This window comes from Curtobacterium sp. L3-7 (assembly GCF_048756585.1).
Classification (GTDB): domain Bacteria; phylum Actinomycetota; class Actinomycetes; order Actinomycetales; family Microbacteriaceae; genus Curtobacterium.
In genome coordinates this window covers 2,914,063-2,926,378 of the sequence record NZ_CP151474.1, presented here as the reverse complement: position 1 = coordinate 2,926,378, position 12,316 = coordinate 2,914,063, and the positions used below count along the sequence as shown (strand labels likewise).

Below are 12,316 nucleotides of genomic sequence, written 5' to 3'. Positions count from 1 at the left end.
GGCGCGATGATCACGGCGGGGTGCGAACGCGGTCATCCCGGCCACGCCGACTCGGGGAGCAGCACGGGCCACTCCGGTGCGGGCAGGTACGGCGTCGGGTCGACGTACCGACCGTCCACGCGAGCGCCGAGGTGCACACACGGTGAACTCGCCGGACAGTGCCCCACCGCGACGTGTCCGACGACCGACCCCTGCCGCACGGAATCGCCGGCCGAGACGACCGGGGCGACCGAGTCCAGCGTGCTCACGAGCCCCTCGCCGTGGTCGATCGTCACCACCGGCCGCCCGGCGACCGACCCGGCGAAGGCGACGATGCCGTCATCGACCGCGATCGCTGCCGTGCCGATGGCCGCCGGGACGTCGATCCCGCGGTGCCCGGCGGCGTAGTCGTCGGGCGGGGCTTCCCACCCCCGCTCGACCACCCGCACCCCGGTGGGCCACACCCAGCGCGCCGCTGCCTCCCCGACGATGATCGTCGTCGCGGGGTGGGCCGCTGCCGGCGGGGCGGGGGACTGGTTCGTCCCGACGTCGCACCCGCCCAGCGCGACGAGCATTCCGGCGGCGAGTGCGGGTGCCAAGGTGGGTCGGATCACCGGACCAGCCTGGGGCGGTGGGCGCGAGCGCAGGTCCGTCGATGCCGATCTGTGGAAGGTGAGCCGTGCCTCCAGGCTGTGGAGGGCCCGCGCGGACGCAACCAGCGACAAAACCGATGTCGTACGACGGCGACGGTGTCGTCAGGACGCGCGTGCAACTGTTGCGGACGCAACCGACGACAGAGTCGCTGTCGCACGACAGCGGATCTGTCGTCCCGAGTCGGCCGGGCCCACCCGGGCCACCCCACCCCACCTCGGAATCCGGTTATGACCACCCGCCGCCGAGGGAGTATCGTCGGGGCCGCTCCGGACCACGCAACGCCGCTCGGACGGCGAACGAGCCGACCGCCGGGGCACCGTGCAGCATCCCGCACGGCGGCAGAACCCAGGAGCATCGTGGCAAACACGTCCACCGGGCACGGCACCGACCGTGCGTTCAAGGGGAAGGTCACCGCGTTCGCCATCGCAGCAGCGGTGGGCGGTTTCCTCTTCGGTTTCGACTCGTCCGTGATCAACGGCGCGGTCGACGCGATCAAGGGCGAGTTCGGCCTGTCGGAGGCCGCCAGCGGGTTCGCCGTCGCCTCCGCCCTGATCGGCTGCGCGTTCGGCGCGTTCTTCGCCGGCCGCCTCGCGGACCGCTGGGGTCGCACCCGGATCATGTTCTGGGCAGCGGTGCTGTTCCTCGTCTCCTCGATCGGCAGCGCGTTCGCGTTCGCCACCTGGGACCTCGTGATCTGGCGTCTCGTCGGTGGTCTCGGCATCGGGACCGCGTCGGTCATCGCGCCGGCGTACATCTCCGAGGTGTCGCCGAAGGCCATCCGTGGCCGGCTCGCCTCGTTCCAGCAGCTGGCGATCACGCTCGGTATCTTCGCCGCGCTGCTCTCCGACCAGGTCTTCGCGGTCACCGCGGGCGGCGCTTCCGAGACCGTCCTCGGGCTCGCGGCGTGGCGCTGGATGTTCCTCGTCGGCGTGATCCCGTCGGTCGTCTACGGCATCCTGGCGATCACCCTGCCGGAGTCGCCGCGCTACCTGCTCGCCAAGGGCAGGACGGACGACGCGCGCCAGGTCATGACGAAGATCGTCCCGCGTGACACGGTGAACACGAGCCTGGAGGAGATCCAGGACGGCATCGAGAAGGAAGCCAACGAGAAGAAGGGCTCCATCAAGGGCAACCGCTTCGGGCTCCAGCCGATCGTGTGGGTCGGCATCATCCTCGCCGTGCTGCAGCAGTTCGTCGGCATCAACGTGATCTTCTACTACTCGACGACGCTGTGGCAGGCCGTCGGGTTCAAGGAGAGCGACTCGTTCCTCATCTCGACGATCACGTCGGTGGTCAACGTCGCGGTGACGTTCATCGCGATCTTCCTGGTCGACAAGGTCGGACGGAAGCCGCTGCTCGTGGCCGGTTCCGCCGGCATGTTCGTGTCGCTGACGATGGTGGCGATCGCGTTCTCGCAGGCCACGATCGTGAACGGCGCGCCGCAGCTGCCCGGCGCGTGGGGCATCATCGCGCTGATCTTCGCGAACCTGTTCGTCGTGTCCTTCGGTGCCACGTGGGGTCCGCTCATGTGGGTGCTGCTCGGCGAGATGTTCCCGAACCGCATCCGCGCGACGGCGCTCGGCGTCGGCTCCGCGGCGAACTGGATCGCGAACTTCGTGGTCACGATCTCGTTCCCGGTGCTGTCCGGCTTCAACCTGACGGTCACCTACGGCATCTACGCGCTCTTCGCCCTCATCTCGCTGTTCTTCGTGATCGCCAAGATCCCGGAGACCAAGGGGCGCTCCCTCGAGGAGATGGGCATCACCGCGGAAGGCGACACGGTCGACGCCAAGGCGTGATCGCAACCCCAGACGGGAGGCGCGGTGCGGGTCCGACCCGCACCGCGCCTCCCGTCTGTGCTCTGCTAGTATCTCTCCAGCAGCGCGCTGAGCGCGCTGACTTCGCGTGTCCACGCAAACCATCCGGCCAACGGTCCAGCTCGCAAGCGCTGGCGGCCGCATGTCAGGGCACCAGGGATCACGACCTCCGGTCGGGATCGACACAACCGCAACGGGCGCACGGCCATGCCGCGCGCCGAGAACACAGAAGGAGGACGGCACATGGCCGTCGTCACCATCCGCCAGCTGCTCGACAGCGGCGTCCACTTCGGACACCAGACCCGTCGGTGGAACCCGAAGGTGAAGCGCTTCATCCTCGCCGAGCGCTCTGGCATCCACATCATCGACCTGCAGCAGTCGCTCGCCTACATCGACCGCGCGTACGACTTCGTCAAGGAGACGGTCTCGCACGGTGGCACGATCCTCTTCGTGGGCACCAAGAAGCAGGCGCAGGGCTCCATCGCCGAGCAGGCGACCCGCGTCGGCCAGCCGTACGTCAACCAGCGTTGGCTCGGCGGTCTGCTCACGAACTTCCAGACGGTCTCCAAGCGCCTCGCGCGCATGAAGGAGCTCGAGGAGATCGACTTCGACGACACGACGAAGGGCTTCACCAAGAAGGAGCTCCTCATCAAGAAGCGCGAGCTGGACAAGCTCCACAAGACCCTCGGTGGTATCCGCAACCTCACGCGGACCCCGAGCGCGCTCTGGATCGTCGACACCAAGAAGGAGCACCTCGCCGTCGACGAGGCGCAGAAGCTCGGGATCCCGGTCATCGGCATCCTCGACACCAACTGCGACCCCGACGAGATCGCCTACCCGATCCCGGGCAACGACGACGCGATCCGCTCCGTCGGCCTGCTGACGCGCATCATCGCGGACGCCGCAGCCGAGGGTCTCAAGACCCGCCACAACGGTGGCTCCGACGACGAGGCCGCCGAGCCGCTCGCCGAGTGGGAGCAGGAGCTCCTCGGTGGCGAGTCCGCTGCTCCGGCTGCTGCCGCTGCTGAGACGCCCGTCGAAGAGAACGACGCTGACGCGCAGGTCGCCGCGAAGGAGATCGGCGAGCCGATCGCCGACGAGGCGAAGAACGTCGAGCCGACCGCCGAGGCCGAGGCCGCTGCGGAGACCACCCCCGCCGAGTGAGTGTCCGAGGGCGCCGGGCCACACGGCTCGGCGCCCTCGACTCCGCTCTCCACACACGCATAGTCCAGAAAGGACGCCATTCGAATGGCAAACTTCACCGCTCAGGACGTGAAGAAGCTCCGCGAGGACCTCGGGGCCGGCATGATGGACGCGAAGAACGCGCTCGTCGAGGCCGACGGCGACTACGACAAGGCCGTCGAGCTGCTCCGCATCAAGGGTGCGAAGGCCGTCGCCAAGCGCGATGACCGTGCGACCTCCGAGGGCGTCGTCGTCGCGACCGCCGAGAACGGTGCGGCCACCGTCGTCGAGCTCGCCTCCGAGACCGACTTCGTCGCGAAGAACGAGAAGTTCACCACCCTCGCCGACAAGGTCCTCGCCGCGGTCGCCGCTGCGGGTGCCGCCGACGTCGCCGCCGCCAACGAGGCCCCCCTCGACGGCAAGACGGTGCTCGAGGTCGTCAACGAGAGCGCCGCCGCGCTCGGCGAGAAGCTCGAGGTCCGCACGGTCCGCCGTGTCGAGGGCTCGAACTTCGAGATCTACCTGCACAAGACGAGCCAGGACCTGCCCCCGCAGATCGCCGTGGTCGTCGCCTACGACGGTGACAACGCCGCCGAGGCCCGCTCCATCGCGCAGCACGTCGCGTTCGCCAACCCGTCGTACCTCACGCGCGACGAGGTCCCGGCCGAGGCGATCGAGAAGGAGCGCGCGACCGTCGAGGCGATCACCCGCGAGGAGGGCAAGCCGGAGGCTGCGCTCCCGAAGATCGTCGAGGGTCGCGTCAACGCCTTCATCAAGGGCATCGCGCTCCTCGACCAGGACTACGCGAAGGACAACAAGATCTCCGTCGCGAAGGCCGCCGAGAACGCCGGCATCACGATCCAGGGCTTCGCCCGCGTCAAGGTCGGCGCGTAACGAACCCGTGACGGGGTCAGGAACCATTCGGTTCCTGGCCCCGTTTTCGCGCCCGCCGCAGCACGACCGCACGGGCGCTAGTAGATTCCCACGAGACTCCTCAACGAAGGGTGCGAGCACATGACCGACGAGAAGACCGGACGACGACGGGTCCTGCTGAAGCTCTCCGGAGAGGCGTTCGGCGCCGGCTCCCTGGGGGTCAACCCGGACGTGATCAGCAGCATCGCGAAGGAGATCGCGATCGCGGCCCGGGAGGTCGAGGTGGCGATCGTGGTCGGCGGTGGCAACTTCTTCCGCGGCGCGGAGCTCTCGCAGCGCGGGATGGACCGCGGCCGGGCGGACTACATGGGCATGCTCGGGACCGTGATGAACGCGCTCGCGCTCCAGGACTTCCTCGAGCAGGCCGGTGCCGCGACGCGGGTGCAGTCCGCGATCAGCATGACCCAGGTCGCCGAGCCGTACATCCCGCGGCGCGCCGAGCGACACCTCGAGAAGGGCCGCGTCGTCATCTTCGGTGCGGGTGCCGGCCTGCCCTACTTCTCCACCGACACCGTGGCTGCCCAGCGCGCGCTCGAGATCGGCGCCGAAGAGGTCCTGGTCGCGAAGAACGGCGTCGACGGCGTCTACTCGGCCGACCCGAAGAAGGACCCGACGGCCGAGAAGCTCCACCACGTCACGTACCAGGACGCACTGCTGAAGGGCCTCAAGGTCGTCGACGCCACCGCGTTCTCCCTCTGCATGGACAACGGCATGCCGATGCACGTGTTCGGGATGGAGCCGGGCGGCAACGTCCAGGCCGCGATCCGGGGTGAACGCATCGGCACGGTGGTCAGCAACTGACCTGCACGGCTGACTAGACTCGACGACGTACCGAAGGAGAACCACCGTGATCAGTGATGTCATGACCGAGGCCACCGAGAAGATGGCGAAGGCGGTCGACGTCGCCAAGGACGACTTCGCAACCGTCCGCACCGGCCGCATCAACGCCGCGCTCTTCCAGAAGATCCCGGTGGACTACTACGGGTCGCCGACGCCGCTCGCGCAGCTGGCGTCCCTGCAGACGCCGGAAGCGCGCACGCTCATCGTGACGCCGTACGACAAGTCGGCGCTCAAGGAGATCGAACGCGCGATCGCGACGTTCCCGAACCTCGGCGCCAGCCCGACGAACGACGGTGAGATCGTCCGCGTGACGATCCCCGAGCTCACCCAGGACCGCCGCAAGGAGTTCGTGAAGCTCGTCCGCGGGAAGGGCGAGGACCACAAGGTCGTCATCCGGAACATCCGCCGCAAGGCGAAGGACGACCTCGACGCACTGAAGGGCGAGATCTCGGACGACGAGATCGCCCGCGGTGACAAGGACCTCGAGGTCCTCACGAAGAAGCACGTCGACCAGATCGACGACGCGCTGAAGAAGAAGGAAGCCGAACTCCTCGAGGTCTGATGCCGCGTCGAGACGAGGGCGTCGACCGCCCGACAGCAGATGACCCACGGCCGCCGGCGAAGGGGCTCAGGCACGACTTCGATGCCAGGGCCCGCGCCGCGCGGTCGGACTTCGAGGCGCAGATCCGCCAACGCCGTGCGTCCTTCGACGCTCGCAACGAGGCACTGACCGCGCGGACCGGCAGGAACCTCCCCGCAGCCATCGCGATCGCCCTCGCCTTCGCCGTGGTCATGCTCGGCTCGCTCCTGATCTGGCTGCCCGCATTCATGGTGGTGGCGGCGTTCCTCATCGGGTTCGGCGTCTGGGAACTCGCGAGCGCCATGCGTTTCGCCGGCCGAGACGTACCACGCATCCCGAGTGTCGCGACCGCGATCGCGATGGTGCCCGCGGCGTTCCTCGGCGGTCAGGTCGAGGCGCTCTTCACGATCCTCGGCGGCATCGTCCTGATCACCGTCTGGCGCCTGGTCGAGGTCGCGGTCAGTCGCGACCGCCCGTCGGCGGCGAACGTGTTCCGCGACCTGACGAACGGCCTGTTCGTCCAGGCGTACGTCACCCTGCTCGGCGCCTGCGTGGTGCTGCTGTCCGCGCAGGACGGCGGGCCGCTGTGGGTCGTCGGGTTCATCCTGGTCGTCGTCGCGGTCGACACGGGCGCCTACGCGACCGGGCTGAACCTCGGCAAGCACCCGATGGCGCCGCGGATCAGCCCCAAGAAGACGTGGGAGGGCTTCGCCGGCTCCGTCGCCGCGAGCATCATCGTCGGCATCCTCGTGTCGTGGCTCATGCTCGGGCTCCCGTGGTGGGCGGGCATCGTCCTCGGCGTGCTGATCTCGGGATCGGCCACGCTCGGCGACCTGACCGAGTCGATGATCAAGCGCGACCTCGGCATCAAGGACATCTCGTCGTTCCTGCCCGGTCACGGTGGACTCCTCGACCGCATCGACAGCATCCTGCCGTCCGCCGCCGTCGCCTACGTCCTGTACCTGATCGTCAACCACTGAGGGACCCGGTCCGCGCGTCCAGCTTCCACCAGGGGAGGGGACTGGCAGAATGTCGCCCGTGCCCACGACGTTCCCGACAGCCCCCCGCTCGGTCCTCGGCTACGACATCGACGAAGTCGAGCGTTTCCTCGAGGACGCGCGTCGCGCCTACACGGCGAACGACAGCGCACCAGGCATCGAGGCGGCCAAGATCCGCGCGACGGCCTTCTCGATGAAGAAGGGCGGGTACTCGACGCAGCACGTGGACGCCGCACTCGAACGACTCGAGGACGCGTTCGCCTCCCGGGAGCGTGAGCGTGAGATCGCCGACGTCGGGCAGAAGACCTGGTACGCCGAGGCCCGCACGAAGGCATCCGACGTCGTCGAGCGGCTGGACCGCCCCGACGGGCAGCGCTTCCACCGCGTGAACGTCCTGTCGACCGGCTACCACCCGAAGGACGTCGATGCATTCGCGAAGCGCCTCGGCGGGTACTTCCGAGAAGGCAAGCCGCTCAGCCTCACCGAGGTGCGGTCGATCGTGTTCCGCCCGAAGCACGGCGGCTACCGCGAGGCCCAGGTCGACGCGCTCCTCGACGCGGTCGTCGAGGTCATGCTCGCGGTCCGCTGAGCGTCAGTCCCACCACTCGCGCTGCAGCTCCCCGTGCGCGCAGTCGATGGGTTCGTTCGTCCACCGGGCGGTCTGTTTCTCCATCTGATCCGGGTCCCCGTTCCGGTCTCCCGGCGCCGGCCCGGTGACCGACACCGTCGTCGTGAAGTTGCCGGCGACGATGCCGTCCCAGTCGAGCCGGATCCAGTGCGGCGCGAAGTCGTCCCTGCTGAGGTCGAGGTGCACGATGACCCGGTACGACGTCTGCTGCTCGATCTCGTAGTGGTCCTCCGGGATATCCGTGTGCATCGTGACGTGGAAGCCGCCCGCGGCCGGGCGGTCCGTCTCGAAGATCAACTGCGTGCGCAACGGGAGCTTCGGCCCCCAATCCGGGTGGCTCGTCCCGTAGTTGACCCACGGGGCCATGTCCCACGGCCGCTGACAGGAGAAGCCGAAGTAGGCGCTGTCCGGGAAGATGACGTTCGGTACTGGGGTGTCGGTGGCGGAACTGTCCGGTGCTGCCACGGCGGTGGCGGCCGGCGCGGTGGCCGTCCCGATGAGTGCGACGGCGGCCGCGATCGCGACCCAGGTCCTCGTGCGTGTCGTCATGTCGGCAGCCTGCACAATTTCACATACCACGTCAAGGAGTTGCAGAGAATCGCCGGTCTGGCGCGGTGCTTCGTTTTCCGTGATCGTTCCGTTATCCTGGTCGGACTCATGGGCAGGCACACGGCAGACATTCGATCCGACCGCGCAACCCGGCAGCAGCACGACCACCCCGTGGTCAGCGAACGCCGCGCGGCACTGAACCGAATCCGCACCGCGGAGACTCCGGTTCCACTGGCGAACCCGGCAGCAGCGAATCGGGCAGCCCCGAATTGGGCAGCGGCGAACCCGATGGCCGAGGCCGCGGTCACCCAGCCGGTGATCGCTCCCAAGTCGGTCGCGGAGAACCGCGTCAGCGATGCCACACAGGCCGTCGCGCACGCAGCGGCAGTTCCGTCCACGCCGTCGGACCCGCGCATCGTCAAGCAGCGGCGCGCGACGACCGCGCAGCGCCGCCCGGGGCTCGCACCGTCGTCGTCGACGGCCAAGACCACCGACACGACGCTCAACGGCTTCATGCGCCGTCGCTCGACGATCCCGGCGCTGTCCTTCTTCGCCGTGGCGTTCCTCGCCGGCGGTTCGCTCTTCAACCCGCTGCAGGCCGACGTCGCCCAGGCTGCGGTCTCGACGCCGGTGCTGACGAAGGCCCCGGCCCCGCAGGTCTACACGGCTCACGGCACGTACGGCTCGTTCGAGGTCTCCCGTGACGGCTACGAAGTGACGAAGCCCGCGCCGAAGGTCGTCACCCCGCCGGTGACCGAGACCGACGACACGGCTGCGACGTCGACCGCGAAGAAGGCCGTCACCCCGTCGAACAGCATCGCCGCCGTCGCCGCGACCCCTGACCCGGGCAGCGCGCAGGCCATCGCGCTCGAGCTCGTCTCCGCCCGCGGGTGGGGCACCGACCAGTACAACTGCCTCGTCTCCCTCTGGAACAAGGAGTCGGGCTGGCGCGTCAACGCCTACAACCCGAGCGGTGCCTACGGCATCCCGCAGGCGCTCCCCGGCAGCAAGATGGCCTCGGCCGGCGCCGACTGGCAGACCAACCCCGCGACGCAGATCACGTGGGGCCTCAACTACATCTCCGGTGTCTACGGCACGCCGTGCGGTGCGTGGGGTCACAGCCAGTCCTTCAACTGGTACTGATCGGCGGTCCCGCAGGTGCCGCGCAGCAACCGGCCGCGGCGCCCTCGTGGTGACCGTCGCCCGGACGAGGTCGAGGAGTCGGTCGGCCTCGATCGCCTGATGAGCGGGTGGAAGCGGACCGAGGTCCGTCGTGGGCGTGCGTACGCCGTCCAGCCGATCTCGGCAGCGTCCGCACAGAAGGACTACCTGTGCCCCGGGTGCGGCTTGACCATCGAGCCCGGCGTCGCACACGTGGTGGTGTGGCGCGCCGACGGCGTCCTCGGCGACGCAGCGGACCTCGCCTCGCGTCGGCACTGGCACAACCACTGCTGGAGGACGGCATGAGCGACGCCGCGGACGCTCCCGGCACCGAGGACGCACCCGAGACCGAGGACACCGAGATCCGATCCGGCACGGTGCTCCCAGCCGTGCGGACCGACATCGAGCTCGTCACCGATGACCACCTCACCCTCGTCGGGGAGCTCGCAGAGCCGCACGGTCGTCCGGCGCGCGGCACGATCGTCACGCTGCACCCGCTGCCGACCGCGCACGGGTTCATGGACTCGCACGTCCTGAAGAAGGCCGCTGCCCGGTTGCCGGAGCTCGCGGACATCGCGGTGTTGCGGTTCAACTTCCGCTCGGTGACCTCTCCCCGCGGGACGTCGGAGGGCACGTTCGGCGACGGTGTCTCCGAGGGCTTCGACCTGCGCGCGGCGGTCGCCGACGTCGCCGCACGCGGCCTGCCCACCCCGTGGCTGGTGGGGTGGTCCTTCGGGACCGAGGTGATCCTCAAGCACGCGCTCGAGCACGTCGATGCCGGCACGGTCGCTGGCGTGGTCCTGCTCTCACCGCCGCTCCACCGCACGAGCGACGACGAGCTCGCACGATGGGCCGACGTCGGCGTGCCGGTCGTCGCCCTGGTCCCGGAACACGACGACTTCCTGCAGCCGGAAGCGGCCGAGCGGCGCTTCGCCGTCGCGCCGAACGTCCGCGTCGTCCCGGTGGCGGGCGCGAAGCACCTCTGGGTGGGGGAGCGGTACGTGCGGATCGTGCTGGACGCGATCGCGGACCTGGTGGTGCCGGGAAGCGCGCCGCTGCCGACGCACGTCACGCACTGAGCCCGACCGCCTGTCGGCGGTGACCGGACAGGAGGCCCGGTGCAGGGCCTCCAGTCCGGGCCGGTTCAGGAGTCGGTGGCGTCCGCGTCGGCCGGGGACTCGACGACGCCGGCGGCGTGCGACAGCACGCCACGGAGGTTCTCGAGGTAGCCGGCGACCGCTTCGCGCTCGGTGCGGATCGCGGCGAGGCGGTCCTCCGCCTCGGCGATCTGTGCGGCCGAGCGTTCCTCGGCCTCGGCCACGAGGCGGTGCGCACGCTCCTGGGCTTCGGCGAGGACGGTGCGGGCACGTTCCTCGGCGTCGGATGTGCTGGTGCGCTCGAGGTCGTTGGCCTCTTGCTGCAGCCGCTCGGCACGCTCGCGCGCCTCGGTCGCGCGGCGCGTGGCCTCCGCGAGCTGGAGGTTCGCCTCGTCGAGGTACTTCTGCGTCTCGGTGACGGTCTCGTGGTGCTTCTGGAGGTAGTCCTGCTCGGCGTCGTCGCGGCGGGCTGCGAGCTCGGACTCGAGGGTCGTCCGGGCCTCGTCGCGCTCGCGGGCGATCTCGGCCCTGACCTCGTCGCGCTCCTTCGCGAGGCCGGCGCGTGCGGTGTCGATCTCCTGCCGGAGTGCGGTGCGCTCGGCTTCGAGCGCGTCCAACTCGGCACTGCGGCGCTCGGCGATCTCGGTGTCGATCTCGCCGTGCTCGCGCTCACGGCGTGCGGCGAGCTCGGCGGCGTGCTCTTGGGCGAGCCGCTCGGCGGTCGCGGTGGCCTCGGCGCGCTCCCGCTCGATGCGTCCGCGGTGCTCCTCGGTCTCGCGCGCGATGCGGTCGGCGGTCTCCTGCACGAGCCGCTCGTTCTCGGCAGCGGTGTGCTCCTGGTCGACGCGCAGCTGTGCACGAGCCGCTTCCAGCTCCTGCTCGAGGGCCGCGCGGGCCGACGCCAGTTCTCGATCCCACTCGGCCCGGCCGGCGGCGAGCTCCTCGTCGAGGGTCCGGCGGCGGTCGGCGAGCTCCGACTCGAGTTCGTCGCGGCGGCCGTCCACCTCGGCGGCGAGGTCGGCGCGACCCGTTGCGATCTCGAGCTCGAGCGCACGGGAGCGTTCGCCGTGCTCGTGCTCCCACGCGGCCCGACCGTCGGCGATCTCGCGCTCGAGGGCGTCGCGGCGGGTGCGCTCCTCGCGGTCGAGGTCCTCGATGCGTCGGGTGTGGTCGGCCTCGAAGACGCTGCGGCGGTGTTCGGTCTCGCGGTCCAGTTCGGCCGCTGCGCTCCGGGCGTCGGCGGACTCGCGCTGTGCGAGTTCCCGGAGTTCGGCGACCTCGTGCTCGACACCCGCGCGGAGTGCGTTCGTCTCCCGGATCGCGATCGAACGGGTCTCCGCGGCCTCGGTCACCGCGGCACCGCGGATCGCCGCTGACTCGTTCCTGGCGTCCTGCGTGAGCATCCCGGCTTCGGCGCGGGCGCGCTCGACGGTGTCGGCGGCCTCGGCGCGCGCTCGGGCGAGTTCGTTCGTGGCACGGGTCCTGGCGTCCTCGAGGGTGTCGCGCGCCTCTTCCTGGGCTTCGCGGACGGTGCGCTCGGCCTCGGCACGGCTGGACGCCCGCAGGCGCTGCGCGTCGATGTCCGCCTGACTGATCAAGCGGGTGGACTGCTCCTCGGCGACCCGGAGCGTGGACTCCAGGCGCGTGCCGAGTCCGCTGTACGTCGGGGTGCCCGCTTCGTCGAGTTCCGCCTGCATGTCGGAGAGGCGGGACTGCAGGAGCCGGATCTCCTTCGCGGCCTCCGCGCGGTCGTTGTTCGACTTGATGAGCTCGCGGCGGAGGTCGTTCAGAGCGCGGTCCACGTCGTCCTTGCGGTACCCCCGCATCTCGGTCCCGAACTCTGCCTCGTCGTTCGCCACGTGTCGCTCCTGCTGGTCCTCCGGACGGCGCCGTACCGC

13 protein-coding genes are annotated in these 12,316 nt (G+C 69.8%); 10 read left to right on the top strand and 3 right to left on the bottom strand.

What is annotated here, in order from left to right; all coding sequences use genetic code 11:
• Window positions 1-32: 32 nt before the first annotated feature.
• On the bottom strand, window positions 33-593 hold the full coding sequence (locus AAEP80_RS14120) for a murein hydrolase activator EnvC family protein (RefSeq protein WP_420364863.1): 561 nt from the start codon (window positions 591-593) through the stop codon (window positions 33-35).
• 396 nt (window positions 594-989) lie between these two features.
• Here AAEP80_RS14120 and AAEP80_RS14115 point away from each other — a divergent pair, with 396 nt between their 5' ends.
• From AAEP80_RS14115 to AAEP80_RS14085, 7 genes are all read left to right on the top strand, one after another.
• Window positions 990-2,432, top strand: coding sequence for a sugar porter family MFS transporter (locus AAEP80_RS14115; protein WP_420364862.1), 1,443 nt, complete (start codon window positions 990-992; stop codon window positions 2,430-2,432).
• A gap of 261 nt (window positions 2,433-2,693) precedes the next feature.
• The gene (gene rpsB, locus AAEP80_RS14110) at window positions 2,694-3,614 is read left to right on the top strand and encodes a 30S ribosomal protein S2 (RefSeq protein WP_420364861.1); all 921 of its coding nucleotides are present in this window, start codon (window positions 2,694-2,696) and stop codon (window positions 3,612-3,614) included.
• Window positions 3,615-3,698: 84 nt separating this feature from the next.
• Complete coding sequence (gene tsf, locus AAEP80_RS14105; RefSeq protein WP_281264855.1) at window positions 3,699-4,526, top strand: translation elongation factor Ts; 828 nt, start codon at window positions 3,699-3,701, stop codon at window positions 4,524-4,526.
• A gap of 120 nt (window positions 4,527-4,646) precedes the next feature.
• Window positions 4,647-5,366: a UMP kinase gene (pyrH, locus tag AAEP80_RS14100; RefSeq protein WP_281264854.1), complete on the top strand. Its 720-nt coding sequence runs from the start codon at window positions 4,647-4,649 to the stop codon at window positions 5,364-5,366.
• Between the two features lie 46 nt (window positions 5,367-5,412).
• On the top strand, window positions 5,413-5,967 hold the full coding sequence (gene frr, locus AAEP80_RS14095) for a ribosome recycling factor (RefSeq protein ID WP_144765499.1): 555 nt from the start codon (window positions 5,413-5,415) through the stop codon (window positions 5,965-5,967).
• Window positions 5,967-6,965, top strand: a complete 999-nt coding sequence (locus AAEP80_RS14090) for a phosphatidate cytidylyltransferase (protein WP_420364860.1) — start codon at window positions 5,967-5,969, stop codon at window positions 6,963-6,965. The genes frr and AAEP80_RS14090 overlap by 1 nt, the downstream gene beginning before the upstream one ends.
• 49 nt (window positions 6,966-7,014) lie before the next feature.
• On the top strand, window positions 7,015-7,572 hold the full coding sequence (locus AAEP80_RS14085) for a DivIVA domain-containing protein (RefSeq protein ID WP_413601696.1): 558 nt from the start codon (window positions 7,015-7,017) through the stop codon (window positions 7,570-7,572).
• Window positions 7,573-7,575: 3 nt separating this feature from the next.
• Here AAEP80_RS14085 and AAEP80_RS14080 read toward each other — a convergent pair whose 3' ends face one another.
• Window positions 7,576-8,160 carry a hypothetical protein gene (locus AAEP80_RS14080; RefSeq protein ID WP_420364859.1) on the bottom strand — a complete coding sequence of 195 codons (585 nt, stop codon included), beginning with the start codon at window positions 8,158-8,160 and terminating at the stop codon, window positions 7,576-7,578.
• A 288-nt stretch (window positions 8,161-8,448) separates the two neighbouring features.
• On the opposite strand from AAEP80_RS14080, the gene AAEP80_RS14075 reads away from it, so the two are divergent.
• The 3 genes from AAEP80_RS14075 to AAEP80_RS14065 are packed head-to-tail and all read left to right on the top strand — an operon-like array spanning window position 8,449 to window position 10,400.
• Window positions 8,449-9,303 carry a transglycosylase SLT domain-containing protein gene (locus tag AAEP80_RS14075; RefSeq protein WP_420364858.1) on the top strand — a complete coding sequence of 285 codons (855 nt, stop codon included), beginning with the start codon at window positions 8,449-8,451 and terminating at the stop codon, window positions 9,301-9,303.
• A 15-nt stretch (window positions 9,304-9,318) separates the two neighbouring features.
• Entirely contained in the window at window positions 9,319-9,627 is a 309-nt protein-coding gene (locus tag AAEP80_RS14070; protein ID WP_413601698.1) for a hypothetical protein, read from the top strand.
• Entirely contained in the window at window positions 9,624-10,400 is a 777-nt protein-coding gene (locus tag AAEP80_RS14065) for an alpha/beta hydrolase (protein WP_420364857.1), read from the top strand. Before AAEP80_RS14070 ends, AAEP80_RS14065 begins: the two co-directional genes overlap by 4 nt.
• 65 nt (window positions 10,401-10,465) lie before the next feature.
• Here the strand turns inward: AAEP80_RS14065 and AAEP80_RS14060 are convergent, their stop codons facing one another.
• A complete protein-coding gene (locus AAEP80_RS14060; protein ID WP_413601700.1) occupies window positions 10,466-12,277 on the bottom strand; it encodes a hypothetical protein in 1,812 nt (603 codons plus the stop codon).
• Window positions 12,278-12,316: the final 39 nt, after the last annotated feature.